Raw genomic sequence first — 24661 nt, forward strand, 5'->3', positions numbered from 1 at the left:
CGCGCCTGCTGAGAGAGAATGCTTGGACGATGGCTGCTGGGAAGAAGGTCGGCCGATCACTGTATTTGCATCGGGATGCGATCGACGCTCTGCACGATGATGCTCTGCGAATTGTCGCTTCGGCCATGTCTTCGGGGCCCACCTTCAAGTGGAACGTCGTCAAGGTCGAAACAAGCAAGCTGTCGCTGTTGCAATACCAGGATTTCGATGGACACGCCTTCCCGGCTCTATTGCGGGCGAGGACTTTCAAGCTGCCTGAACTCGCTTTCACGGACACGGACTACTCGGGTCGCGAGAACCCTCCGATCCTGCACCGGAAGGAATTGCTTCTTGCTGAGGATGACGCCCGGCGACCCGCATTCAGCTCGATCACTGCTCTTGCAGAACGTCACGGTCTCTTCGCTGACCCGAAACGGATCGGTACCCGCGAGGCTTGGTTCAGACTCGTGTCGGACGCGGGACTGGTCGTAGACGGCCCTCGTCTTCGTCACGCTTCGTTTGCCTCCGTCGAACGTCATAAGACTGCAATTACCCGATACGACCTGTCCGCTCCTGTGGCCATTATGTTGAAGCATGGCATGCTTCGGCCTGAATATAGTATGTTCGACTACGGCTGCGGTCTCGGCAGCGACGTCGCGATCCTAAGGAAGAGCGGCTATGAAGCGTTCGGCTGGGATCCCGCGCACAATCCCAATGGGATAAAAAGGGAGGCCGACATCGTGAACCTCGGTTTCGTAGTCAACGTCATCGAAGATCCACGCGAGAGGGCTGACACCCTCAGATCTGCCTGGTCATATTGTAGGAGAGGGCTCTGCGTGTCGGCAATGCTCCGGAACCAGGCAAACGTCGAGGGACATACAAGCCACGGCGACGGATATCTGACATCCATAGCGACGTTCCAGAAATACTACACCCAGGCCGACCTTATTTCTTGGGTATCGGAGGTCATCGGCGAGCAGGCACTCACTTTGGGAAATGGATCAGTTGCGTGCTTCAAAGACAAGGAACTTGAACAGGAGATCAGGTTCGCCAGGTATTCACGAATTTCTTCAGCCTCGCTGAGCTCAATGCATCTTGCTCGCCCTGTTCGCACTCCTAAAGCTACGCGGGAGGTACCCCCGGCCGTCACCTCCGCCCTATGGGACCTCGCGCTTAGCCTTGGACGAGTTCCTACTCCCCTTGAAGTCGATCCCGATACTTCTTCTCTCATCGCTCTCGCATCGCTTTCCCCCGCGGCGGCTATTCGTTTCTGTGTTGTGGGTTTTGATAGCGCTGAACTGGAAGATGCAGCCCGGAAAAGGCGCGAGGACTTGGTTGTTATGGCTGCTCTGTCGCTTTTTCCAGGGTCGCCAAAATACACGTCATTGCCAGCCTCGATCCGTCGGAGTGTTAGGTATTTCTTCGGCAGCCATGAGCACCTTCTCGAAGAAGCACGCGAGCAACTGCAAGCACTTCAAGCGTTCGACGCTATGACCGAAATCTTTCGCTCAGCCGTCGCAAGCGGTGTAGCGACGACCGATCAAAATACCCTGTCCTTTGGGATGGCCAGCGAGCAGCGCCTTCCGATAGGGATCAGGTTGATACTTGGCTGCGCGGAGCTTGTGTCCCCTGGTTTCAGCACCTGTGACATCGTGGAAATCGGTCCCTCTCGTGGAAAGCTGAAGGGCTATGTTTGCAGCAACATGGAGTCTCCTTTACCGAAGATTTCCTCTCGGGTTATGATCGATTTGGCTCGGTTCTCGAGTCAAAGTAAGGATTTTTCGGACCGTGTGCTGTTTACCAAGTCTCGATTTATGGAACGCGATGCGCCCAGTCTTGAACGGCAACTTTCTATAGAGGCTAGGCTCGTCGCTCACGGGGTCGTCGACAGACACGGAAACGGCCCGGAAGGGCGCACGCTCAGTGCGATGTTAAGAGGCGTATTGAAAAGATAATCAAACATCACTGCTCTGCTATAGGACTCCCCAAGCCCGAAACCTCCCCCTCCCGGTCATCTCGCGCAGGCCGAGCTCCAAAACAATCCGCCGCGCCGCCTGCGGCGTGACGTCCAGCGTTTTCGCCACCATGCCAGCCGACACCAGCGGCCTCGCCATCACCAGCTCGACCAGCTCCGGCAGCTTTGAAGACGTCCGGCGCCCCTCCAGCTTCCGCTCCATCAGTGTTCGGGCGAGTGCCAGACGATCGTGCTCCTTCAGCCCAATCTCGGCGGCCGCCAAAAATCCGTGGGCGATGGCCAGCAGCCGGGTTTCCCGATCGCGATGCCGGCGCCGGTCGACCGGAATGGTTTTCAGGCCAGTATTGAGGGCGGCGAGATGGGCGCCTGACGTGACGCCGGCCTGACGCAGGATCGAGGCGCAAAGCAGCCGGCCAAGCCAGGGGGCGTGCTGAAGGACGGATAGCTCGTTCCAGGCATCGAGGGCGATGATCGCCTGCAGCATCGCCGGCAGGTTTTCGGCCTGGCGCAGCACGGTGCGCCATTCATCCAGTCTGCGGCTCATTTGTGGTCTGGAGACGTTGCGATGAACCCGTTTCCGATGGGAACGGGGGTCAAGGTGTGGCTGGCGACGGGACATACAGACATGCGGTGCGGCTTTCCTTCGCTGGCCCTTCGGGTGCAGGAGGTGTTGAAGCATGACCCTCTGGGCGGTCATCTGTTCTGCTTCAGGGGTCGACGAGGTGATCTGGTAAAATTAATTTGGCATGACGGCCAAGGCGCCTGCCTGTTCACGAAAAAATTGGAGCGCGGGCGGTTTATCTGGCCCAATGTTGAAGGCGGCGCCGTCGCGATCTCGGCCGCACAGCTTTCTTATTTGCTGTCGGGAATTGACTGGCGGGCGCCGCAGGAAACCTGGCGTCCGACACGGGTTTGAGCGCCTTCGTCATTGAATTTGTTCAGGAAATATGCTCTAAAATTTGTATGTCATTGCCACCGCTTTCCCTTCCGGACGATCTTGCCAGCGCCCACGCGGCGCTGCTGGCGGAACGCGAGGCGCGGTTGCAGGCGGAGGCCGAAGCGACCAAAGCCAAGGCAGAGCTTTCCAGCATCGAGGCGCTCAACGCCCATCTGCAATTGCTGATCGCCAAGTTGGAATGCGACAAACACGGTCCGAGCCGGGAGCGCACCCAGCGGCTGATCGACCAGATGGAATTGCAGCTCGAAGAGCTGGTCGCCGACGCGACCGAGGACGAGCTTGCGTCCGAAGCGGCCTCTGCCAAAAGCCAGACCGTTCGGGCCTTCACTCGCAAGCGGCCGGTGCGCAAACCCTGGCCGGACAATATCCAGCGGGAACGTGTCGTCATCGAAGCTCCTGGCGCCTGCACCCATTGCGGTAGCGAACGGCTGTCGAAGCTGGGCGAGGATACTACCGAGACGCTGGAAGAGATCCCGCGCCGCTTCAAGATCGTCGAGACCGTCCGGGATAAGTTTACTTGCCGGGAGTGCGGCTGCATCAGCCAGGCGCCGGCGCCGTTCCATGCCACACCGCGCGGCTTTCTCGGCCCCAACCTTCTCGCCACTATAGTCTTCGACAAATTCTCCGAGCATCAGCCGCTCAACCGCCAGAGCCGGCGTTTCCGCAGCGAGGGAATTGATCTGTCCACCCAGACGCTTGCCGACCAGGTTGGCTACGTCAGCGCCGCCGTCAAGCCGCTCTTCGATCTCATCGAGACGCACGTGTTTGCGGCCGAGCGATTGCATGGCGACGACACCACTATCCCGATTCTCGCCAAAGGGCAGTGCATCACCGGCCGGATCTGGACCTACGTCTGCGACGACCGGCCCTTTGGGGGACACTCGCCGCCGGCCGCCGTCTTCTACGCCTCCAGCGACCGGCGTGGCGAACATCCACAAAAGCATCTGGCCGAGTTCACCGGTATCCTGCAGGCCGACTGCTATAATGGCTTCAATCCGCTGTTCGATCGGACAAAGAAGCAAATACCGGTGACGCCGGCCTTCTGCTTTGCCCATGCGCGCCGGAAGTTCTTCGAGCTGGCCGACGTCTCTCGCAGTGCTCGCCGAGGTAAAGGCGCACGGCCTGTCTCGGCGACGGCGTTGGAGGCGGTGAAACGCATTGATGCGTTGTTTGCCATCGAGCGCGATATCAACGGCAGAAGCGCCGAGGAACGGTTTGCCGTGCGCCAGGAAAAGAGCAAGCCGCTGCTCATCGAGTTGGAGGCCTGGTTGCGCCAGGAACAGGAGGGCCTCTCACGCTCCTCACCGGTCATCGAACCGATCAACTACATGCTGTCGCGCTGGGCCGACTTTGCCAGATACGCCGATGACGGCAGGATTTGCATGACGAATAACGCGGCGGAAAGAGCCCTGCGCGGCGTGGCTTGCGGCAGAAAAAATTGGAGCTTCGCCGGTTCCGATCGCGGCGCAGACCGGGCCGCCATCATGCTGACCCTGATTACGACGGCTCGCCTCAACGACATCGATCCAAAGGCCTGGCTTGCCGACGTGCTGGCCCGCATCGCCGAGCTTCCCGTCTCCCGCCTGCATGAGCTCTTGCCTTGGGAGTGGAAGGCGATCAAGGCGATGGAAATCCCGGCTGCCGCGTAAACAGTTTCCGAAACAGCTCTTCCGACCGGCGCAGACCCTCGTCCGTCAGCACCAGTGACTTCGACTTGTTCACCGGATCGCCGATCAGGCCTTTCTGATACAAGCGATCAGTCGTCGCCCAGTCAAACCCCTTCCAGGCGCAACGCTCGTTGTGAAGCGTCAGCCATAGCAACGCCAGCACCGCGTCGTCGATTTTGTCCTCGTCGATCTCCATTCCGCAAGCTTACCACGCGCGACCGCAAAGATCCCTGCGGCCTACCTCGGATGGATACGAATTACCATCCTGCCCGACCGATTTTGGAAGAAATTGACGGATATCGCTGTGCGATTCGTTTTGCAAGAAAACACGATCTCGCAATCAACCAGTTGCCACATATTGATGCAGAGCGGCGGCAAGATCTCATAGCGGCCATTGCTAATGAATATCTCCAACATGCATTCATGCAGGAACGCGATTTTCCTCAATGGCCGGAAGGTGGGGCGAGACAACCTGTTTGCCTAGCCACATCGAGGCGGATACAGTGAGCTGCCACATTATATTTTGGTTACATGCTGGGTTGGCCACAGCCGCGCAGCATCGGGCGGAGGCGCGCCGAACATGACACGCGGTGCGCGAAAGCTATTCACACGTCTCATTTGAGTAAGCAACCTTTCGAAAGGCTTCGGTCGGCGTTCGGAATTCGAGGCATTTTCCAGTGTGAACTCCGGCGGTTGCGGATTTCGGTTAGGCCTGCTTCGGATCAGAGAATCCAAAGTCGACCAGTATCGAGAGCCACTTTTAGCTGCGCACCAGCATTCTACGTCCATGACGCCAATGATTGCGTGCAGCGTCTGGTGCGCTTACCAATTGCCATGACATACAGCAGGCTTATTCAGTTACGATTGAAACCAATCTTCGCTTCCCTGTAATCATTATACCGCAGATGAGCGGCACATATCATCGATAGGCTTACACAAGGAGTACGATGACATGGGCCAGAAAAAGAAATCGGACAAGCGCGGTAGCTACTCGCATCTGAGGTTAGCAACCATCGACGGCGTATCGCTGCCCGGTCTGGAATCATCGCCCGACCGACAGCGTCAGCCCACGTCGAAGAAGCCGTTTTTCCAACAATTGCTCCTGGATTTTGCTTTCGGTTGCGAGCTCTTTTACCCGATCCAGCTCTATGAACATCTCGCGATTAGCGACGTGGAAGAAAATGAACGCGAACCCGTTAGGTGAGAGTTGCGGTGTGGATAGAACAAGGAGAGTTTTGACCGGCCGCCATGCCCCCCACTATAATCCACATCTACAACAGGGTTACACCATATTCCATGAAGACGGTTATCGTGTGCTAGGCTGACCGATACGGCGCGTGGAAGGCGAAGTTCAGATTTTTCCTCCAGTACCATTATATCCGCCTATGACGTTGCTTTCGTCTCATAGAGTTAAGGAAATTTGACCCGCAAGATTCGAAATTCTCTGCACAAAGGATTTAATTCCCCGTGTCCATTTGCTCTTCGAAATGCATTCGCGCCGTTGCACTTACGGCTATCTCCATTGCGCTGGGCACCCAGATCGCAATAGCGCAAGATTCGCCCTCTGAGTCCGGGTGGCCGGACACACCAGCATCCCGAGTGGAAGCTCTTGCGATCCTCCAGACCTTGAACGCCAATCTCCTTAGTAACGCCAGCGCGACGCTGACCCTTGACCGCTGGTGCGCCGCACACAAACTCGCACCGAAAGGCACCAAGATCGTAGCTCAGCGCGTGCACGGACAAGACAAGCCGGCCGATGATCAAATCCGCAAACTCCTGACCGTCGGACCTAACGAGCCGATCGCTTATCGTCGCGTCCGCCTAGCCTGCGGCGACCGCATCTTGTCCGAGGCCGACAATTGGTATGTGCCTGCAAAACTAACCGCTGAAATGAATCAGGTCTTGAATTCCAGTGACATCGCATTTGGCAGAGCTGTTCTGGCTCTCAATTTCACTCGCACAAATCTATCTGCCACGTTACTCTGGTCCCCTCTGTCCGACGGCTGGGATATGGGCGGTTTGATTGCGCCCGGAGAGGGTTCTCTTACCCTGCCGCCATTTCTACTCGAACATCGCGCTGTGCTGAAACTTCCAGATGGTACGCCGTTTAGCACCTTGGTGGAAAGTTACACGAGCAAAGTGCTAGACTTTCCAGCTCCGCGCCTCCTTCCCCAATAGTTGTTTGTGCGACGATCAGCAAATCAACTGCTCGAAAAAGAACCGATCGACTATAGCCATCCCGGCCTCCTTTCAAGCTCCGCAGCGCGCTATAAAGGCGTGCTGGACAGGATCGGCCGGCTGCCAGAACGGTAGCTGAAAACATTTGAGCAGGGCTGGCCATCCTATTGCGCTCGTTCCCCATATCATTCGTGAACGGACTGGCTTGGCCGGTTCGCACTCTTGTTTCCACGACACGTCAATGGTTCGGCAAAACGATTACTGATACTGTTCGTACCGAGATCGGACAGCAGCTCGATCTCCGTATAAGAGACGCGGGCACACTGTTCAGTGGCGAGGAACTCTATTTTGACACTGGCAGATTGGTGCAGCCGGTAAGGTATTGATTTAAAGCAGACCGAGTCTGTTGCGCGTCGCGGCTCATGCCTTTGTTGAAAACAGCAGGGCAGAAAATCAGGCTGCGTGATTCTGCAGCGGTCCCATATTTCTTGGAGCGGTAGGGTTACTCGGCGTACGTCGGACGATTGCCGCCCCTTAACTGCTTGTTTTTCTTCTCATCCTAGAAGTGCGGAAGCAACACGGATAGCTGTGGTTATCGGGAAGAACGATGTCAGGTTCAAAAAACTTTACGGAATGGGCGATTGATCGCGCCGAAGATATTGTGTCGGCTCAGGGGCTGGATTTGCTGCGCTCGACATCAGAAGGTCATAGATGGAGCACTGATTATTGTATCGTGCGCCTGACTATTGCGATTATTGAAGCGCTGATTGAAGCTCGCAATTTTGCGCAAATGCCGTCCGAACGCGTTCTGAAGAACTGAACGCCCGCCGCCGAGCGCGGTTGTGCGCAATTTGCCAATCTTAGTGTGCCTCAGTGGGATCAGTTAAATTTTAGCCCTGTCACCAAAGCTAGGTTGGCGACAGGGCGTATCGTTGACACACGGGGTGGCGATAGTGCCAACGACCGGGGCAAAATGCCAATACCCTAAAAGAAGTCCGATGAACATCGGCTATGATCGCTAGCTTCGCGCAAAAATTTCGACCGGTTTGTCAAGCGGCACGGCTTGAGATGCTAAAAGCCGTTTTGGCGTGTGAACGGTCGTCTAAAACTGCGGCTATTCGCTGCCGAGCCGCCGACAGAGGTTTTTCGGCAGTGACTTCGGAGTAGACGTTCGATGGGGTTGGCAGCAAGATGGTCATGCTGTCGCATCGCTTCGACCGCCGCGGTGTGATCCGCATGCCATTCCTATCAGCTATGGCGATGATGGGCGCCAAGGATGGTGAGCGCAGTAGCTATCCGGAGATCGTCGATGCCCTCGCTAAACATGGCGCGCAGGGCAAGACGGACGCCCATGCCCTCTATCCGCGTGTTGCCTTCAATGTGCTGATCTCCAACGTGGACGATCACCTCCGCAATCACGGCTTTCTGTGGCTGGGAAAAGCGGGCTGGTCTCTTTCGCCAGCTTACGATCTCAATCCCGTTCCGACGGATATCAAAGCGCGTGTACTGACCACGAACATCGACCTCGACGAGGGTACCTGTTCGCTTGATCTACTCAAGTCCGCGTCGGAATTCTTCGCGCTCACGCTGGCACAGGCGCGTGCGATTATCAAAGAAGTCGCGACCGTGACCGCAACCTGGCGCGACATCGCCAAGGCGGTTGGCGCTCGCTCGGCCGAGATCAACCGGATGGCTAGCGCCTTCGAACACAACGATCTTAGACGGGCGCAGGCCCTATGACGGGGTCCCTTTTTGTAGCTTCGATCCGCCGTCTGCAAATTGCCTTACCGGGGCGGACAAATGCCAAATCGGATTTGTGTTACCCAGTAATCGGAGATCACTGTGGAGTGAAGAAACTCAACCCGTGGCTGATCGCACACTTGTAGGCCAAGCTGGCACCTTTTCGCTCATAGCTTGGCATTTTGAAAACGACCATGGTGAGTTCGCCATCACCGTCCAACCGGATCTGATAGCGAAGAAATTGAAGAATGGGCTCACCGTCGCGATCAATCGTGAAGTGCTGATCGGCAAACGCGAGGTTACCGTCAGCCGTGATTCTGTAGCCCTCTATACGAATGCCGCCACGCGTCTTCGTTGGCGGTGTGTCACCGTTCGCGGGAGCGCATAAACTTAAGTCAACCGCAACACTCACCGGCTTGCCAGCAGTCAGGGCGAGCTCAATCTCGGGAAAGGTCGCTAGCACATGAGTATCGTTGGCAGCATTGACCCCTGTAGCCAAGAGTACCGCGAACAAGGTTGGGACGATATATTTCATAGTTGGTCCAATTCAGAGCGAGTAAAAGAATTGAGAGCATTTCGATACGAAGGAATGGAGATTGCGCTTTCGCCGCATTGCTTCAAATCGGAGAGTGGGGCCGGATAGGTAAGGCGTTGCAACCCAAGCATTTTTAGGCCGCAGCGTGAAACCGGAAAAACCGCTGCGTTCACCATCTCTATCACGTCCGGTTAACACGGCCCCTGCAGGCAAATGTATGGTCGGTCGGTTTCAAGAGAATTGCAGAAGCGCCATTAACGCCTTCATTTGAAACCAGAAGGCAACGCAGTTTCCATGCCAGCGATACCTTTGGGATTTGTGGCGGAGACGCAAATTGGATAGCGGTCGCACCATTTGCGCGGTTCGATCAAAAGATTTCCCTAAACTGGATTGGTGACGACGCCGAACCCATAGGCGTGATGCGACAGCCGCTGCTGATCACAACAGCTTAACCGGAAGATTGACCGGTCCGCGAAAACCAAAGCCGCGCCATTGCACCGCGTCAGGGTTGGGCAATGTCATATTCGGAAAGCGCTCAAACAGCATGGGCAACATGATTGCCCCGATGGTTTGACGCGAGATCTGCGCACCGGCACAGTGATGTGGTCCTGAGCCGAAGGACTGGTGCGCATCCCTCTGGCGGAAAGCATTGAAGCACTCTCCGTCCTCAAAGACATCTTCATCTCGATTGGCGGAGGCTTGGATGGTCATCACAGTATCGCCCTTCGGAATGCGAAACCCACGAATTTCCGTGTCCTCCAGCACGAGGCGCGAACTGGCCTGGATCGGCGCAACCCAGCGCACGCCTTCCTCGAAGACCTGCCCCCAACATTGCTGCCTCTTGACCTCTTCGAACTGTTCAGGATTGGTCAGCAATCCATAGACAATCGTGCCGAGAGCATCGCGAGGTTCATTGATACCTCCGCCGATGGCTATCTTAATATTGGCATATATCTGGCTCATGGGTATGGGATCGGGCGCGTTCACCATGATCGCGAAAGCCGAGGGGTTCGGCTGCGCCCGGTGTTTTTCGACAAGGATGTCGAATAGCCTGTTCATCTCCGCATTGGCTTCGTCCGAGCGCTCGAAGGGCTCGGGCCGCCATCCGAAATTGCCGGCCCCGTCAATGAGCCGCTGCGACCAACGTATCATCTCCGCGTCGGATGCTTCGCCTATCCCAAGGATATGAGCCAGGATGCGGGCAGCCACAGGGCCGCAAATCTCCGCAAAGAGATCCACAGTGTCGCCGCGCGGAAGACGATCAAGATAGTCGTTCACGATGTCCCGATAGATCGGTGCCCAGTGCTCCGTGATCGTCTTGGGGGCAAAAGCTTTGGCCATGGCCATTCTTTCGCGGACGTGTTCCGCTCCATCCTTACGCATCAGAGTATGGGCCTGAAAGGCCGGCTTCATCGGTGTGCTGGGGTCATTAGAACTGAAGCGCCCGGGGTCATCCTTCACCATCTTGGTATCGGAGGCCCTGGTCAAAAACGTCCGCTTCACCGAGGCGACATGCACCACCGGGGTCTGCGCGCGCATTCGGCGATAAATCGGATAGGGATCAAGCGTAAGGTCGTCGATCGTCGTTACACCATCCACTGGCGCCAATTGCATGAGAATCCTCCCGGTCCATTTAACCCAGAGCGCGATGCGCCATATCCTCTCCACCAAGCGAGCAGAGACGGATTGAACTCACCGATCAACACTTAACTTCACCGTCATTCCCGTGGCACGCCGTACACCGCCATGACCCATCATCCGTGGCATGTCACCCGTTACAGCAAGGTTCGGCGCGCGGCGTAAGATTGTTCTAAGTCCTTCTTGCAATTCAACCCGCGCCAGAGCCTCGCCGAGGCACCGGTGTACCCCCGCACCGAATCCGAGGTGCCAACGCATTTGTTTACGCGCAACGTCAAAAAGCTGGGGACGCTCGTAGTGTCTCTCATCCCTGAGACCGGACATAATACTTAAGGCTAGGAGACTTCCCTTTGGCAACACATACCCATCCAGCTCAATATCTTCGAGCGCTAACCGCGGGAAAGACCCAACTGGTGGCTCGAAACGGAGGCCTTCCTCGACCGCGGCTGCCACGCCGGACTGATCGCAACATAACGAGGACCAGATAGCAGGATTTTGCAGCAAAAGAGCCGTCAGCATCACCATCGCGGTGCGCGTTGTATCGCTTCCGGCGAGTATGAGAAGAACCAATTGCATGATCTCTTCGATAGGTGACAGCGCTCCTTGTTCCCGCGCCGCTTTCAAGTAGCACGAGAGGAAGTCGTCGCTTGTACGACGGCTGCTGTCCGCTACCACTGCCCGAACATAGTCTTGGAGCTCGATGGCAGAAGCTTCGATCTCCGCAAAGTCCTCTTCTCGCCATGAAGGGCTCAAGCAGCGCGAAACTTTATAAACAAGTTGCGTGAAGAAAGGTGCATCTTCGAATGGCAAGCCAAGCACACTTGCGATCGTTAGAGCAGGCAATTTCGATGCATACATTTCGGCAAAGTCAAATTCCTCGACCTTCTGCAAATCGTCCCACAAATGCTCCGTTATTTTCACGATCTCCGGGCGCAGTACCTCAATCATCCGGAATGCCAAGCTCTTCACAAAAGGTAAGCGCCGTTTCGCGTGTGTGTGGCCATTTGAAAAGAGCATACTATAGCGGATGAAATCGAAGACAGCGCCGCCTTCGACGCCTCGATTTAACATGAGTTCGGTTTCTATTTGCCTTGTACGTGGATCTGAGCCCAGCAGAAGGATATGATCAGCGCGAAGAATCAGAAAGACGCCGTCTTCTCTTCGAAGGAACGGGCGCCGAGGTCGCCACTCTGCAAAAAGTTCATGACCTTCAGAATCGAGCCTGCTTACAGGAACAGCGTCAGGATCAAGCTGCATAATGTCTCGAAGCTGCCGCCCGATCTCGGAACTGCTGGAAGAGCTGTTTGCGATCATTCTAACACACTTTCGGCAATGACGATGCTAAGGAAGGCATAGAAGATACAGAAATTCAAAGCCTTAGCTTTACGAGGTTACCTTCAGCTCAAGGTACCAACAAAAGATCAGCCTACATATTTGAATATGGTTTCATCTGTAATTTGACCAAGTTTATCCTTTCGGTTGCAGTACCCCATATAGAGGCCGCCGATGGCAAATATCCGGCCCGAAGTTTGGTGTATGGGTAAAATGCCGTCATTGAAGGCAAACGCCAGCGCACGCTCGCCTTATCCGCGACAATCATAAGCTCGACTCAACTTCTCGCGCAGCGGCAATCAGAAGCCGATCCCGCCCCTACCGCCTCATGCTGATTGTCGCGCCATGCGTCTTTTCATCTTCAGACGACCGCAAAAAGCCTCGACATGAATTCACCACGATGGCAGTTTCCAAGTGCCGAATCGCATCACAAGAACGAAATTGAAGCGATCCAATTGGAAAGCTCGACCGCTACCTGCCGCAATCAAGCATTGTAGCGAATAAGTGCGTTGCACCGCCCGATAGCCTCCCGGCTCGCGGGCCTATCTATAGGATAGCCGCCACAACGGCTCCATGATGAGGATTACAATGAATGACGTACTGTTCCTATTGATGGCTGTAGCCACAATCTTCGTCGTCTTGCGGACATTCAAAGCGGATTGGCGCCGCAAATACAGCAGTCGGACGACAATGTTACTATTCTCAATGACAACGTTGTGTGCTGCAGCTCTCTGGATGATGGTCTACGGACCGGACTTCTGGATTCTTGTTCAAGCCGCCGTCATCATAGCGTTGTGCACCGCTGCTGGGCTTCTTTCAGAGGACAAGCCCACGTAGTCTGTCATTCTTCGCAGAAGGTCGTTATGCCGGTCCAGAGCTGTGATATGCACAATGCGATGGTTCAGATTATGTTTACAAAACGATAGATTCCGGTACCGATCGATATCGGGACCTCGCGCCGATTCGCAGCTTGGTAAAGCCGGCATAAAGCCGCCTTTACCAAAGTGTGTTCCTGAAACGAACCGTCAAGCTTCGAGATTGTCGGCTGACATCTTGCCGGATCTACGGTCCTTCACTAGTTCGTAGGTGATTTTCTGGCCCTCATTCAAGCTACGGATGCCCGCACGTTCTACCGCGGAGATATGAACGAACACATCTGCGCTGCCATCATCTGGCTGAATGAAGCCGAAACCCTTCGTCGCATTGAACCATTTTACAGTGCCAGCCGCCATCGTCGGCTTTCTCCAGTTTCATTTTCCGCCAGCTTCGCTGACGATATGGTGACTTAATATAGGAAGCGGAGCCAAACAACCATCGTCGAGCCAGCCACCACAAGATTTCAACCACAGATCGAAAGGTAATTGTTGGAGACAAATAATCGAATATCCGAAATAATTATATGGATATACCGCTCTATCCTTGCTTCGCCGCCCAAAAAATGGGGCGAACAGTCGACCCGTGAGCAAACCTTAGCTTCCATAGCGCTCCGTTCACCCCGAGCGCTATGGATAATATGAGAGCCATAGATATTACGGTGTCAAGGCGTTACGACAACCATGCAATGGATGCCAGGGTCAGGAAATCCACGCGGCGTGATCGTCCATCAGTATCCAAACCGAGCAGCGGTCGGGCAGAAGTAAAAGCGGAGGATCCGCCTCACTCTCGGAGTAGAGAATAAGCAAAAGCCTTGGTATCCTCAACCAATGGGCCACCGGATGGTAGGCAGGCACCATTGCCCAATCCATAAAGTATCGCGCAATCAAACGTTCAGAATGGGGACACCTCGCTTATCAAGCCATCTTTGCCATTGTGCTATTACCACGAGTGGAGGACGCCAGCATTATAAACGAGGTTTGTCCCGACCACGAAGTCGCGAAAGAAATTGGAAGGAAGCTCTACCATCTCCAATATCGTCGGTTATGGTGCGGCTCGTTGCGCCGAACGCGGCTGAGCACGATTCCTCACCTGATCATAGATTCTGAGTTCGCCGGGCATTTCGATTGTGATCGCCAGACCAAAAGGCACCAGATCGTCAACGGGCGTAGCCGGATCAGGCTCCCTTTGAATTTTCAACCGCAAGGTCATGCCATCGGCCACGACCGCGGCCTGCGCCCCGCTCCAAACCCGTGTGTAGACGGTTCCGCGATTGGTCTGGTTCCCGTCCGGTTGCCAAGCATCCGCTGAAACGCCAAGACCTGCGATTTCGGCTGGATCGAGGATCTTCATCCTGACAGCGCGATAGGATTTCCGACCGGGTACGACCGGTGTGAACCAAGCCAATGTGGCAGATACGGAATGGGCGCGTGCCTGACCGCCGATCGCGGCCGGAATTGGCACCAACACATCGACGCTCCGCTCACGGCCGAGTGAACCAACGCACCAGAAGGTGGCGCGCTCCGCCGCACAGGCGACCGCATCGTCGCTGTCAAACGCCCCGTAACCGAGGAAGCGGCGGATATTATCCTTTTGACGCGGAGCCTGACCTTGCCCAAATGGCCCAAGGAGCTGCTTGACGAGGTCGGCCGCCGCATTCGGCCAGCGAGCCGGATGCACAAGCAGAGCTTTGATAAGGACAGCTCGCTGCACATTCGTCAGCTGCAGGAACTCCTGACCGTAGGCCGCCCCCAGCGCGTCATGAATGCGATGTGCAGTGCGAGAGGCTAGCGCGGTTGCCGCACTTGTCCCGTTTGTGAACCCCTCAGCATTCTCAAGGCCAGGGCGCGGAGGTGCCGCAACTTTGAGTCCTGCTCCTCGGCTTGGACCCGCCGGCGCGACCGAGATGCTCTCCGCGCTTGCCACGACGCGAAGATGCTCGCGTGCCCCTGGCATCAGAATATCCGGCTTTACGGAGCCTGCGAAGCCAGGCCCCAGCGCACTGGACGGGCTTGCGGTGTCGAGCTCGGAATATGGATTGACATTTGCACGCGCCAAAGCTCGATCAGCGACCGGTACCCAATCGAGGTTACGGGCGCCGATCGTCAGTCCATTGACCGTCTCCGACGGAGACAAAAGCCGGCGGTCGGCAACAATAGCTGCGACGGCGTTGATAACACCGCGTGCACGCTGATCGGCGTTGGCATCCTCAAATGCGACCCTGTTTGCAAAGGCCGCGACAGGGAATTGCGCCGTGATATTGCCGGCGCTGACGAGGAAGAGGATGCCGAACCGGTACGCCAGTCTATCGAGGAGTCGCGCCCAGGGCGAGAGCTGCCCGTAAAATGGTCGCCTGACATTGCCGAGCGAAATATTGACGATGATGACATGTGGAGCCGACGGTTGGTCGCCTGCTCGCATGCGGATCACCGCCTGATAGATCAAATCGATGATCAACCTGTCCGAAGGAAAGCGGTCATTCTCCCCGAGCACAGGAATGCAGTGCACCTGACGGGGCAGCGGTGGCTCTGGCCTATTGCGATCACCGTGAACGATCAGGGAGGCCATGGCCGAACCATGGAATCGTTGGGAGAGAAGCGCGCTGGGCTCGAGCCCAAAATGATCGTCCACGCTCAAATGAGGCTGCAGCAACGGGTGGCCGGCGACCGGAACCCCATCGAGAAGCGCAAGGATCGGCGCGGCCGTCGCAGGTCCCACAGCGAGCGCAGGGGCGGCCGGCAGAAGATCATTGGCGTCGATTCCGGTGACGACGCTTTGCGGGCGGATGTGCATGATCGGCTCCACGCCGGCCAAGCCGCCGGAAGTGCGCTCGACGACCGTCCTCACGGCCGCGACAGGCAGTTCCGCAAGGAGAGCATGGTAGGCAATGTCGTCAAGCCTGGCGCGACTAAGGAGGCGACCGCCGCTCTGCCAGATTGCGGCCGTTACCGTCGCTTCGCTGATCGCACCTGCCTCGGCGGAAGCACGGAACACAAGTTCGATTTCGAGAGGAACGAGCTCGTCATCCGCCCGACCTTCGATCTCCTCAACGAGGACATTCGCATCCAGTGCCTGGACGCGATCCGCTGGACCCCAAACACGGAGGTCGCGAAGACAGGCGAAGACATCCCGCCACGGCGTAAAGCCCTGTGGCAAAACTCGGCCTGCCACCCATGTGCGCCATAGGGACTCGATCTGCTGCAGCGCCCGCAGGTCTGGCACGAGCAGATAAGCAATGGGTGCCTTGTCTTCATCGTCCGGCAGCTCTTCCTCGTCGATAAGTTCGAGACCTGGGACGTTGTTGATCGCTCGAGCGAAGGCCGCAATGCTTCCCTTCACTTCAAATACGAGGAGTCGCTCAGGCGCCAGCGCGGCTGGATTGGCGCGAAGCGATAAACCCGCCGGGTCGCGCTGCAGCACATCTGTTAGGCGCTGAAATTGCGGGCCAAAGCGCTGGTTCTGGTCAGCGGTCGAGTTTGGTTGAGGGCCGCGCATGACGGTTTGTCGGCCGAGTGCTCTTGGCTGCGGGGCGCTCGGATGCAGTCTCAATATCGGCTTCGTCGGATCGCTCGCCATTCAAAACCTCGGGGCTAACTCTTGTTGCCCAGAGGTCCAGTTCTGAACGAAGTGCTTCGTCGATGGAAAGCTCCCCCAAGCCCAATATCTGTCGTCTTCGCACGTTTTGGCAGAAATCTAAAGCCTCTGCAAAACTTACGGTACCCAGTTTCGCGGCGATCGATTTCGTTGCAGCCTTTGGCGCATCGGGCCATTGCGAGATAATGCGGGTGAGGAAAACCCCGATCCTCTGCCGGTCGGGGGCCGGAAAGGCCAGCCGCATCTGGAAGCGCCGCCAGACTGCCCGGTCCAGCAACTCGGCATGGTTGGTGGCAGCGATCACGACGACGTAGCTCGGCAGTTGGTCGAGCTGCATCAGCAGGAACGAGACGACGCGCTTGATTTCGCCAGTCTCGTGGGTATCGCCGCGTTCCTTGCCAATTGAGTCGAACTCGTCAAAAAACAGCACGCTCGGCCGCGTGCGGACATAGTCAAAGAGCTTGCGCAAGCGCGCATTTGTCTCGCCGAGATAGCTTCCGATCAGGGCATCGTAGCGGACAACAAAAAATGGCAGCCCAAGCGCCTCTGCCACCGCCTCTGCAAAGGAGGTCTTGCCGTTGCCTGGTGGTCCGGAGAGCAGAACCCGATGACGCGGCTCATAGCCATGAGCGCGCAAGACATCGGCGCGGGTATGTTCTTCAATGAGCTGACGGCCGCCCTGTTCCACTGGAAGGGGAAGCATCAGCTGATTGAGCTGAAGCCGCGGCTCGAGTTCGAGTATCGTGTCCTTGCCGGAGCCGGCAGAGCTCGAGGCAGCCGTCAGCGCCGGCGGCGTCACGGAAACCGTGGAGAGAGCCCGCTCGAGGCGATCGGCGACGATGTGGTGGTTCTGCGCCCGCTCTTCGGCGACGAGCGCTTCCGTGGCGGATTTCAACATCGCCCGATCGCCGGAGGCCCCAGCGCGTACAAGGGAAATGAGAAGGTCGCTTCGGGCCATGTCGATCGCGTTTCTAAAGGTTCTGGACGTAAACTCGCGGTAACGCGAATCGTAACTCAAATAATTGAAAAAGTCTTCTCACGCCTGTCAACCAAAAGATCGAGTTGAACGTCTATACAAGAAATCACGCCGTCGTCACAACGTACAAGAAGCGATAATTAAAGGGTACAAACCCAATTACTCAAGGTGCTCATTCTGTTCATCGGCCCCTAGCGAATTCCCGTGCTATCGTCAGATATCTCAGCTCGCCCGGAAGCGGGTGCGGAGCGCGCATGTAAAGACTTGCGGCGCAAACTCCGAAAATTTCTCGTACCTGCTATCCCAAAATCAGGATTCGCTCAACACCATGATTCTTCGTTTCTTCCGCTCCTTTTTGATCAAGCTCTTCCATACGAACTGTCGCGAGACCGTTGGTCCAATTGCAAAGGTGCTGCGCTGGCGGAAGCTCTGTCCACAGCTCTCTTAGGCTGCAATCCCAGTTGCTTTATCGCTTCCAGCGGAAGCGATAGTTCCGTGTTCTCAGCGAGACGCTGACTAAGCTCGCTGAAATTCCCGCTTTCATTCCTGACCAAAATTCTGTCTACCGAAATAGTTGTTGGTATTCGGCGTCCATTTTCCAACGGAGGGAGCTTTTCGCCCGCGAAAAATGTTGTGCCATTTCCCGCGTCAAACAAAACCATCGGCAATTCACCAGTTGTTTTTGAAGCGAGATCATGGGACAATCCAGCTTCGTTCATCGTTTTAATAAAGAAATCGTTATTTTCCGGTCCCAGTCGCGCTTTGAGTGAAGCGAGTGTTTCGTAACCACTATCGTTTTCCAACCGAATAAGAACCTTCAATTCTCGATGGCTAGGAGCCAACTGCGAAGAGCCGGCTTCATCACGGGTCATCCGATTGTATTCCTCGATAGGTCTGTAAATGTGGTTTGAGACCTCAACAAGAAATTTAGGACGTTGGTGCTTGACAGGTTGCGCCCCGTGCTCGGGGATTTTGACGGCGCCGGCATTTGGCGCAATACTTTGTTGGTCAGGGCCGATTTTCAGCCGTTTGGTGGTAGAGTTCTCGCCTAAAGCAGGCCTGCTAGAGGCCGAACCATCGCGGAGCGTGCATCTTTACCTTCACTAGATTTTGCAATGACTGGTCCAAACTTCGTAGTAATCGCTTCCTGAAGAGAACCATGGACAGACGCTAACTCTTCGAAAAAAAGCTCTTCAAAAATCTCTTCTTGGAACTCACCTCGCTTACATTTGTGACGACCTACAAGGGCAACGTCGCGCTCCAAATTCTGTGAAAACTTTTTCGAGAACTCTCGCAGAAAGTCGGGGCGTGTTTTGAATGCGCTCAGGTCGCTTTGCTCTCTCAGCCTCAATGCGACACCACTCTGATAAGAAGCGACTGGCAGGCCCACGGAATCTGGATGTTGTGAGAATGCGACGCTTCGACGGAGTCGATCCCAAACGTTCTTCACCCAGTGCTGTGTTTCCCGTCTAACGGACGATTTCGAAGGTTCATCAACGCCCGTAGCGCGTCGGGCTTTTGCTTCCAAGTCGGTTCTCCGTTATTTCCTGCGACTTGTTCATTCTCGAAAATCGTTTTGCCGTCCCGGTTCACGATCGCAATTCTGTCAAAAGTTCTATTGTTTTCCACGTCAAAAGCGACACGTGGCCATATTGAATAGTAGTGATCGTGCGTATCAGCATCTGGCAACACAGTTGAGGCTAAGAATTTGTTCGCCAGTGCTTTTTCAAAACGATCATGAATGGCAGTAAAACTCGTTATTCTGTCCGTCGCAATAATATTTAGTTCTGTCCTGTAGCCATTTGAGCGCGCTTTATTCAAAAGCGAAATATATTGATTTGGCGAATAGCACGACTCCAATATTATGTTAAATTTACTGTCTATACTACGATCAAATAGCTGATAATACCAATCGGTAACCGCAGACGAATTCTTTCGCTCTAGCGTATGCGAGCCCTTCATAAGGGCAGCATTGTTGCCAGGAATATAAGCGTTAAGATCGTCGGCTATTATTCGTTGGGTGCTTTCATCACCAAATGTGCTCTTGATTTGGCGAACCATGGTGCTCTTTCCAGCGCCCGGCTGGCCGCTGACTATAGCAAATATTGGCTTTTCAACAGGCGGCCCATGCGCACCAATTGCCGGAATGATTTCAGTTTCAAATATCAACTGCCGCTGCGTCGTCGACAGGGCTGGCGCTCTTTCAACTCCATGATCATTCTTCATTTTCGCGTGGCTCCTCAAATTCGGTGAGCCACGGATCAACAAACATTTCGATGAAGCGATTCAACTCATCGGTCAGGTTTGCCGCCTCTACAGCGTTACCATCGAGAAATTCCAGTCGCCGTGCAAACTCGATGCGTTTAGTGTCGGCTAAAGCGTATCGGGATGCGAACTCCTCGAAGCGTTCGTGCCCACCATATTTGAAGGTGACTAGCCTTGAGGTGAATGCCCCCAACCTATCGTGAGCATCGTTTATGATCTCAAATGCCGGCTTATCCGAATAGCGCTTCGAAAGCCCGAGCTCGCCGCCTAGTCGGTGATCCAAATTTGGAATCATGAGTATTCTCCTGGCCAAAGTTGAATTTGCAAAATACAACGCCCGCCAATATTTTCTGATTGCGAACAAAACTTTTGTTGTTACATTTGCAATCCGGGATCAGAACAAGCGCAAGTCCGAAGGGACTAAAGACACTCACTCCGCAAACAGGCGGAGTTTGGTGTTTTTCACTTGGAGACCGCGACTACGCCCGGCCCTACAGTTCTACCGTGTTTCATGCCGATAACAAGAAACCCTTCGATTTCCGAATAAGTGCTATCGTTCGCGGAATGCTCGTGATCGCAAATGCAATTGATCGATAGAACATTCTAAAGAGTTCCATGTCGTTGATTGCTCAAATTACATCTGCAACCCAATTAAACAATACATGGCGGGAAGCACTTGGTATGATGATTGTACTGCGTTGAAATTAGGTAACGTGCCATGAATAGGACGAATGCGACCCGTCAAGCCACAAGTAGTTTGAACGCTTTCGATCGGTTGGATTCCGACACCGCGGGCAAGATTCTTGGTTTCTTGGTCAGCAACGATGCTCCAGAAACGATGAGATCTCTAAATGCGTTACGACGCACCAGTAAGAGATTACGCAACACCGTGGAAAACGATGAAAATACTGGGGCTTTGTACCACAATTTGAGCCGATTGAGCAAAGCAATCGACATCATCTATCGCACCGCGATTCCGGAGACTGGCTTCGATTATCCCGACGATGATCAAGGTCACAGGGCGCACGCGCATGTTCGCATTGAAGCCGTTGAGGCAACTTTACATCTTCAACCGACATTTAGGAAACGTGAACTCGTGGTGCATGTTATGAACATGGAGCACGGCTTGGATCAAGCTTGGGCGATTGGACGACTGGCCGGGAATCTTAAGATTTTTGATCAGATCGAGAGCAACGCTATCCTTCAAAAATCATTCGAATATTTCTCGGATGACCTTGAAGGCATGAGTGACCTGCACATGGTGGCGGGCGGGATAGCGCTTGTCGAAGCCGACGTTAAAATGACTCCGCTCCAAAGACGGATGGTACAAACCATCGTGGAATCCAACGGACAGCATCATGTTCTAGATGCAGCAATTAGCATCTGTCAGAAACGAGCAGAACGTAGAAGTGAGATCCGTACAAAATGGGAAGACAAAATAAGTGCCTCAAGTACCGGTTGCAGCGTATCAAGTTTAGACCCTATAATAACCGGAATCGAAAAGTCCATCCAAGAGTTGGTGACTGGATACCGGGGAAGTGATTTCGATCGCATGACGAAAGCAACCGAAATCCAGGTACATGTAGCGGACTTAGTGAAACGCACCATAGATATCCATCAAAGTAGGGGTTCAGATCGAGAATACAGAGAGCGATCAGATTTTGGACGATAGACAGTGAGGCTATCTAAAATCGATGCCGCAAAAGTTCGCTGTTCGCGAGTGCGGCCGCCTTCTTGGCCATGAACGGGGACTAGATAAAGACCGGAAAATCGCCAAGCCGAATCCCCGACACATCAAAGTTCTCAATCGCCCTCAGCTGATGTCTGCCCACACTCTGTTCGAGAGCCATAGCAGGGAATCCGCTTATCAGGCTCGCGGCAAATAAGCTTATCCGTCCATCGCGGTGCTTCGTCTCTTGCAAAATTCTCACGTAAGAGGGAATTTCGACAAGGTGCCGTGCCGCTTCGCAATTCCGCCCAGTGCCGCTTTGGCTGCCTGCTTTAACGAACGTCAAGCTTTCCGAACCATAGACTGGGACATGATCAAATCCGAACTTATCGAAATCCTCGCTCATCGCAGACCCTTTCTGCATTTAAAGGATGCGGAAAGAATCGTTGATGCGATCCTCGAGGAAATGGCCGAAGCACTGATGCGCGGTGACAGGATTGAACTGAGAGGGTTCGGCGCGTTCAGTGTCCGCCATCGCCGAGCGAAATCAGGCAGAAACCCCAAGACGAACACGTCGATTTTCATCGAAGAAAAGTGGGTTCCGTTTTTCAAGGCGGGAAGAGAAATGCAGCATCGCCTGAACGCGCCCAGCAACCTCGATGCTCGTGAAACTGGTCCTGCTTCAAAAGTCTAGCTACGATATAGCTCGCAATCCGACCAAAAAACAGTAAGGGGAACTTTATGACGAGAGGGAAAGTCAAGTGGTTTGACGCGAGCAAAAAGTACGGCTTTATAAAGCCCGACGACGGTAGCCCGGATGTGTTCGTCCATCTCAGTGAAGTTATGAAGGCGAAACTGCCTCATCTGACACCAGGCGTGCCCATTGCCTATGCTCTTGAGATTGAAGATGGCAAAAGGTCGGCAAAAGACCTCTCGCCAGTGACCAGCGATGCTGATCCAAAATCTCCCGTCCAAACGACGAATGAGCCGCTCAACGATTTTGCGGACGAATTCGAAAAGGAATGGGGATTGCGGCAAGCCTGAAGCCGGCTCGGTTGTTCTCCGGCATTTAAAATTCGGTTGCAGCCTTACCTTTTCGCCAGCCTGCAACGAGAGACCAATAAGTCGATTTTTCTTGGCCAGTTCGCTTGCAACCATTATCTGTAGCCTAGACCTTTTTGTTTCGCGTATGGGGTTTTACGTCGCATATGATTGGAACGGCGCCAGGACACGGCGCATCAAGCTCTTGAAGTTCAGCGTTTCGCTTCTGATCGGCCTGGCTCTCCTGGCCGGCCCAGCGATGTTGCTCGTCCGAGCTCATCCCTAGAGTCGGAAAATGCCGGCGACCTGGTATATGCTGGGATCGCGCGACGGATATCCACGACGGTCAATCGTCTCGCCATTTCCCATGGAAAAGCAAAAGTCCGCTCGACCCTGCCCTGTGGATCAATTGGGCATTTCCCTGTGGCGATCCAGCGCCTCAAGCAACGGGATAATTCCTTCAGCGACTTGCGCAGACTGATGTTCAAGTATGATACCGGGTCGCACGATCCGTCTCGAAGGAAGAGCGTCGACGACAGCGTAGGTATGATCCTCATCTTCAATGAGCACATATCTTTGCATGGCATGGATCTCCACAAACCTGTGCCTGACGACCAAGATGCTAGACATCGCACAGAATGATGCGCTGACGGTCACATTTTCCGAGCGACATGGTTCGAGTGTCGCTGTCAAAGAAGGCAAATTGGCTTGTCGACGAGCATTATCGTCGCGTCGCGACAGCTCAATGCAGCGACGCCTGTTCAGACAAGAGCAGTTCATGCACTGCTGTATCGACGATCTCTCCGAGCCTGCGCCAACCGTAGAGATCACGCTCGCCCACGCGCTCCTGGATCGCAGCCAGCATCCAACCAGCCGCGGCTGCATTGTCGGCGTTCTTATACAGGTTGAAATGCGCCAGGCATGCCTCGATACGCGGGCGCGCTGAACCGTGATCACGATCTATCGTCGCTATGAGCGAACGCCCATCGTGGTAGGCATTCGCTATACGCTGCTTGCCTTGCGCTCCGCTCTCAACAATCTTCCTGACGGTAAAGAGCAGGGCCATCAGCAAGTCAGCCGTTTCGTCGGGTACCACCTTCATGCACCTCCTGCGTCTTCGATCGCCCTCGGCCCAGCCGTAACCGGAACGGCTGCATCATATTATCATCCGCATACGATCATCTCCGGGCAGATTTGCACCCAGGTCCCTCCCTCCTTACGGAGGGGTCGTCTCACCAAATATCTGAATTTAAGATAACTGAAAAACAGATATACTGGAAGCCCCATCTTATCTAAGGATGGGTGATGACGTGACGAAAACGCTCGGCACGAAACGACATCAGGCGCTGATCGCGCTTCTGATTGAAAAACGTGAGGCGAAAGGCCTGACGCAAACGGATCTCGCCGCCAAGCTCGGCGAGTATCAGTCTTTCGTCGCCCGTCTCGAAAGCGGACAGCGACGGGTCGATGTGATCGAGTTTCTTGAACTCTCTGAAATCTTGGGTTTCGACGCAGCTCAAGCTCTCTCGGCGATCGCAAAGGAAAAATAGCCCCGATCTTGTGATGATGTGAAGCGGGCCATTGTCTCCATTCAGGCCAGGGAATTATACGGTCGGCGCTGAAGAGCTCGAAGAGCTGCACGGATCGATCGCAAAGAATAGCAGTTCAGCCGCACGGCTGCATGCGCCTTAGGCCATGATTGAACAATCTCAGACGTAGCCGAGCGGAGGTTCGTCGAAGATCAGCGTATCACTGAAGCTGCCGACACTGAGAAAGCCGTTGACCGCATCGCACCAACAACGGACATGCCGATTTCCCAATCCGATTTGGCCAGAAAGATTGGTTTAAGTTTTAGCAAATGCACAAATACGAGCCCGACTTAAATCGCGTGAGTACGTCACGTCTGTTTGAGATCGCGACCGCTCTCAACGCGCCGATCAGCTACTTTCTCGATAAGCCAGGAAGGTCTTAGGAAGCACGATTCCGATACGATCGTGCTCAATATAGAAAGACATTTCGCGCATCTCGATAGCGATGAAGAACAGGATCTGATCGGGCGCATGTTACTACTTCCGGAGCGCGTCAGACGACGGATCGTCTCACTCGTCAGCACATTAACGGACGGATAAAGCCATCACGACCGGAGACGTTTTTCTTCAGGCGGGAATGCGTCCACAATTGCAATGGCGTCGATACGAGCAACGGCACCCCGATCAGGTGCATTTCGCTGAGGGCGTCCTG

At 54.8% G+C, this 24661-nt stretch carries 22 protein-coding genes and 3 pseudogenes; 13 read left to right on the plus strand and 12 right to left on the minus strand.

Going from position 1 to position 24661, the window contains the following annotated elements; translation table 11 throughout:
• Nucleotides 1–29 precede the first annotated feature (29 nt).
• Nucleotides 30–1934, plus strand: coding sequence for a DNA phosphorothioation-associated putative methyltransferase (locus tag O8B93_RS12120; RefSeq protein ID WP_269710266.1), 1905 nt, complete (start codon nucleotides 30–32; stop codon nucleotides 1932–1934).
• A gap of 18 nt (nucleotides 1935–1952) precedes the next feature.
• On the opposite strand, the pseudogene O8B93_RS12125 reads toward O8B93_RS12120, so the two are convergent.
• Nucleotides 1953–2489 (minus strand): annotated as a pseudogene (locus tag O8B93_RS12125) (RHE_PE00001 family protein); the annotation flags it as partial.
• Between the two features lie 30 nt (nucleotides 2490–2519).
• Here O8B93_RS12125 and tnpB point away from each other — a divergent pair.
• Nucleotides 2520–2870 (plus strand): IS66 family insertion sequence element accessory protein TnpB, encoded by a 351-nt coding sequence (gene tnpB, locus O8B93_RS12130; RefSeq protein ID WP_104822825.1) that lies wholly within the window; start codon nucleotides 2520–2522, stop codon nucleotides 2868–2870.
• 47 nt (nucleotides 2871–2917) lie between these two features.
• A complete protein-coding gene (gene tnpC, locus O8B93_RS12135; RefSeq protein WP_269710309.1) occupies nucleotides 2918–4561 on the plus strand; it encodes an IS66 family transposase in 1644 nt (547 codons plus the stop codon).
• On the opposite strand, the gene O8B93_RS12140 is transcribed toward tnpC, so the two are convergent.
• A complete protein-coding gene (locus tag O8B93_RS12140; RefSeq protein WP_164015682.1) occupies nucleotides 4530–4775 on the minus strand; it encodes a DUF6429 family protein in 246 nt (81 codons plus the stop codon). The two genes, tnpC and O8B93_RS12140, sit on opposite strands and share 32 nt — an antisense overlap.
• 59 nt (nucleotides 4776–4834) lie before the next feature.
• Here O8B93_RS12140 and O8B93_RS12145 point away from each other — a divergent pair.
• The 5 genes and pseudogenes from O8B93_RS12145 to O8B93_RS12165 all read left to right on the plus strand — a co-directional run.
• A pseudogene (locus O8B93_RS12145) lies at nucleotides 4835–5086 on the plus strand (isopentenyl transferase family protein); the annotation flags it as partial.
• A 445-nt stretch (nucleotides 5087–5531) separates the two neighbouring features.
• Nucleotides 5532–5783 carry a hypothetical protein gene (locus tag O8B93_RS12150; protein WP_269710267.1) on the plus strand — a complete coding sequence of 84 codons (252 nt, stop codon included), beginning with the start codon at nucleotides 5532–5534 and terminating at the stop codon, nucleotides 5781–5783.
• 263 nt (nucleotides 5784–6046) lie between these two features.
• On the plus strand, nucleotides 6047–6757 hold the full coding sequence (locus O8B93_RS12155; protein ID WP_269710268.1) for a hypothetical protein: 711 nt from the start codon (nucleotides 6047–6049) through the stop codon (nucleotides 6755–6757).
• Nucleotides 6758–7364: 607 nt separating this feature from the next.
• On the plus strand, nucleotides 7365–7577 hold the full coding sequence (locus O8B93_RS12160) for a hypothetical protein (RefSeq protein ID WP_269710269.1): 213 nt from the start codon (nucleotides 7365–7367) through the stop codon (nucleotides 7575–7577).
• Between the two features lie 359 nt (nucleotides 7578–7936).
• Nucleotides 7937–8497: pseudogene (locus O8B93_RS12165) on the plus strand (type II toxin-antitoxin system HipA family toxin); the annotation flags it as partial.
• Between the two features lie 97 nt (nucleotides 8498–8594).
• Here the strand turns inward: O8B93_RS12165 and O8B93_RS12170 are convergent.
• The 3 genes from O8B93_RS12170 to O8B93_RS12180 form a co-directional block, all read right to left on the minus strand.
• The gene (locus O8B93_RS12170; protein ID WP_269710270.1) at nucleotides 8595–9032 is read right to left on the minus strand and encodes a VirK family protein; all 438 of its coding nucleotides are present in this window, start codon (nucleotides 9030–9032) and stop codon (nucleotides 8595–8597) included.
• Between the two features lie 438 nt (nucleotides 9033–9470).
• On the minus strand, nucleotides 9471–10646 hold the full coding sequence (locus tag O8B93_RS12175; protein WP_269710271.1) for a cytochrome P450: 1176 nt from the start codon (nucleotides 10644–10646) through the stop codon (nucleotides 9471–9473).
• 78 nt (nucleotides 10647–10724) lie between these two features.
• Nucleotides 10725–11984 carry a cytochrome P450 gene (locus tag O8B93_RS12180; protein WP_269710272.1) on the minus strand — a complete coding sequence of 420 codons (1260 nt, stop codon included), beginning with the start codon at nucleotides 11982–11984 and terminating at the stop codon, nucleotides 10725–10727.
• Nucleotides 11985–12590: 606 nt separating this feature from the next.
• On the opposite strand from O8B93_RS12180, the gene O8B93_RS12185 reads away from it, so the two are divergent.
• A complete protein-coding gene (locus O8B93_RS12185) occupies nucleotides 12591–12839 on the plus strand; it encodes a hypothetical protein (protein ID WP_269710273.1) in 249 nt (82 codons plus the stop codon).
• A 188-nt stretch (nucleotides 12840–13027) separates the two neighbouring features.
• Here the strand turns inward: O8B93_RS12185 and O8B93_RS12190 are convergent, their stop codons facing one another.
• The 6 genes from O8B93_RS12190 to O8B93_RS12215 form a co-directional block, all read right to left on the minus strand.
• Nucleotides 13028–13234: a cold-shock protein gene (locus tag O8B93_RS12190; RefSeq protein ID WP_269710274.1), complete on the minus strand. Its 207-nt coding sequence runs from the start codon at nucleotides 13232–13234 to the stop codon at nucleotides 13028–13030.
• A gap of 685 nt (nucleotides 13235–13919) precedes the next feature.
• Nucleotides 13920–16451 carry a S8 family peptidase gene (locus O8B93_RS12195; protein ID WP_269710275.1) on the minus strand — a complete coding sequence of 844 codons (2532 nt, stop codon included), beginning with the start codon at nucleotides 16449–16451 and terminating at the stop codon, nucleotides 13920–13922.
• Entirely contained in the window at nucleotides 16339–17367 is a 1029-nt protein-coding gene (locus O8B93_RS12200; RefSeq protein WP_269710276.1) for an AAA family ATPase, read from the minus strand. The genes O8B93_RS12195 and O8B93_RS12200 overlap by 113 nt, the downstream gene beginning before the upstream one ends.
• A gap of 437 nt (nucleotides 17368–17804) precedes the next feature.
• Nucleotides 17805–18317: a hypothetical protein gene (locus tag O8B93_RS12205; RefSeq protein ID WP_269710277.1), complete on the minus strand. Its 513-nt coding sequence runs from the start codon at nucleotides 18315–18317 to the stop codon at nucleotides 17805–17807.
• A gap of 574 nt (nucleotides 18318–18891) precedes the next feature.
• A complete protein-coding gene (locus O8B93_RS12210) occupies nucleotides 18892–19671 on the minus strand; it encodes a zeta toxin family protein (protein WP_269710278.1) in 780 nt (259 codons plus the stop codon).
• Complete coding sequence (locus O8B93_RS12215; protein WP_269710279.1) at nucleotides 19661–20005, minus strand: type 2 periplasmic-binding domain-containing protein; 345 nt, start codon at nucleotides 20003–20005, stop codon at nucleotides 19661–19663. Before O8B93_RS12215 ends, O8B93_RS12210 begins: the two co-directional genes overlap by 11 nt.
• 423 nt (nucleotides 20006–20428) lie before the next feature.
• On the opposite strand from O8B93_RS12215, the gene O8B93_RS12220 reads away from it, so the two are divergent.
• The 3 genes from O8B93_RS12220 to O8B93_RS12230 all read left to right on the plus strand — a co-directional run bounded on the left by O8B93_RS12220 (nucleotide 20429) and on the right by O8B93_RS12230 (nucleotide 22423).
• Nucleotides 20429–21382 carry a hypothetical protein gene (locus tag O8B93_RS12220; RefSeq protein ID WP_269710280.1) on the plus strand — a complete coding sequence of 318 codons (954 nt, stop codon included), beginning with the start codon at nucleotides 20429–20431 and terminating at the stop codon, nucleotides 21380–21382.
• Between the two features lie 367 nt (nucleotides 21383–21749).
• A complete protein-coding gene (locus O8B93_RS12225; protein ID WP_269710281.1) occupies nucleotides 21750–22073 on the plus strand; it encodes an integration host factor subunit beta in 324 nt (107 codons plus the stop codon).
• Nucleotides 22074–22120: 47 nt separating this feature from the next.
• Nucleotides 22121–22423, plus strand: a complete 303-nt coding sequence (locus tag O8B93_RS12230; protein ID WP_269710282.1) for a cold shock domain-containing protein — start codon at nucleotides 22121–22123, stop codon at nucleotides 22421–22423.
• A 739-nt stretch (nucleotides 22424–23162) separates the two neighbouring features.
• On the opposite strand, the gene O8B93_RS12235 is transcribed toward O8B93_RS12230, so the two are convergent.
• Nucleotides 23163–23522, minus strand: coding sequence for a hypothetical protein (locus O8B93_RS12235; protein ID WP_269710283.1), 360 nt, complete (start codon nucleotides 23520–23522; stop codon nucleotides 23163–23165).
• Nucleotides 23523–23718: 196 nt separating this feature from the next.
• On the opposite strand from O8B93_RS12235, the gene O8B93_RS12240 reads away from it, so the two are divergent.
• Nucleotides 23719–23970, plus strand: a complete 252-nt coding sequence (locus O8B93_RS12240; RefSeq protein ID WP_269710284.1) for a helix-turn-helix domain-containing protein — start codon at nucleotides 23719–23721, stop codon at nucleotides 23968–23970.
• The last annotated feature ends 691 nt before the right edge of the window (nucleotides 23971–24661 follow it).

Origin of the sequence: Martinezella rhizogenes (assembly GCF_027460065.1) — a bacterium.
Lineage (GTDB): Bacteria > Pseudomonadota > Alphaproteobacteria > Rhizobiales > Rhizobiaceae > Agrobacterium > Agrobacterium rhizogenes_C.

Excerpts from the sequence above, each read along its gene's own strand:
- O8B93_RS12120 (WP_269710266.1), top strand. The coding sequence starts at position 30 with ATGGCTGCTGGGAAGAAGGTCGGCCGATCACTGTATTTGCATCGGGAT.
- tnpB (WP_104822825.1), top strand. The coding sequence starts at position 2,520 with ATGAACCCGTTTCCGATGGGAACGGGGGTCAAGGTGTGGCTGGCGACG.
- tnpC (WP_269710309.1), top strand. The coding sequence starts at position 2,918 with ATGTCATTGCCACCGCTTTCCCTTCCGGACGATCTTGCCAGCGCCCAC.
- O8B93_RS12140 (WP_164015682.1), bottom strand. The coding sequence starts at position 4,775 with ATGGAGATCGACGAGGACAAAATCGACGACGCGGTGCTGGCGTTGCTA.
- O8B93_RS12150 (WP_269710267.1), top strand. The coding sequence starts at position 5,532 with ATGGGCCAGAAAAAGAAATCGGACAAGCGCGGTAGCTACTCGCATCTG.
- O8B93_RS12160 (WP_269710269.1), top strand. The coding sequence starts at position 7,365 with ATGTCAGGTTCAAAAAACTTTACGGAATGGGCGATTGATCGCGCCGAA.
- O8B93_RS12170 (WP_269710270.1), bottom strand. The coding sequence starts at position 9,032 with ATGAAATATATCGTCCCAACCTTGTTCGCGGTACTCTTGGCTACAGGG.
- O8B93_RS12175 (WP_269710271.1), bottom strand. The coding sequence starts at position 10,646 with ATGCAATTGGCGCCAGTGGATGGTGTAACGACGATCGACGACCTTACG.
- O8B93_RS12180 (WP_269710272.1), bottom strand. The coding sequence starts at position 11,984 with ATGATCGCAAACAGCTCTTCCAGCAGTTCCGAGATCGGGCGGCAGCTT.
- O8B93_RS12185 (WP_269710273.1), top strand. The coding sequence starts at position 12,591 with ATGAATGACGTACTGTTCCTATTGATGGCTGTAGCCACAATCTTCGTC.
- O8B93_RS12190 (WP_269710274.1), bottom strand. The coding sequence starts at position 13,234 with ATGGCGGCTGGCACTGTAAAATGGTTCAATGCGACGAAGGGTTTCGGC.
- O8B93_RS12195 (WP_269710275.1), bottom strand. The coding sequence starts at position 16,451 with ATGGCGAGCGATCCGACGAAGCCGATATTGAGACTGCATCCGAGCGCC.
- O8B93_RS12200 (WP_269710276.1), bottom strand. The coding sequence starts at position 17,367 with ATGTTGAAATCCGCCACGGAAGCGCTCGTCGCCGAAGAGCGGGCGCAG.
- O8B93_RS12205 (WP_269710277.1), bottom strand. The coding sequence starts at position 18,317 with ATGACCCGTGATGAAGCCGGCTCTTCGCAGTTGGCTCCTAGCCATCGA.
- O8B93_RS12210 (WP_269710278.1), bottom strand. The coding sequence starts at position 19,671 with ATGAAGAATGATCATGGAGTTGAAAGAGCGCCAGCCCTGTCGACGACG.
- O8B93_RS12215 (WP_269710279.1), bottom strand. The coding sequence starts at position 20,005 with ATGATTCCAAATTTGGATCACCGACTAGGCGGCGAGCTCGGGCTTTCG.
- O8B93_RS12220 (WP_269710280.1), top strand. The coding sequence starts at position 20,429 with ATGAATAGGACGAATGCGACCCGTCAAGCCACAAGTAGTTTGAACGCT.
- O8B93_RS12225 (WP_269710281.1), top strand. The coding sequence starts at position 21,750 with ATGATCAAATCCGAACTTATCGAAATCCTCGCTCATCGCAGACCCTTT.
- O8B93_RS12230 (WP_269710282.1), top strand. The coding sequence starts at position 22,121 with ATGACGAGAGGGAAAGTCAAGTGGTTTGACGCGAGCAAAAAGTACGGC.
- O8B93_RS12235 (WP_269710283.1), bottom strand. The coding sequence starts at position 23,522 with ATGAAGGTGGTACCCGACGAAACGGCTGACTTGCTGATGGCCCTGCTC.
- O8B93_RS12240 (WP_269710284.1), top strand. The coding sequence starts at position 23,719 with ATGGGTGATGACGTGACGAAAACGCTCGGCACGAAACGACATCAGGCG.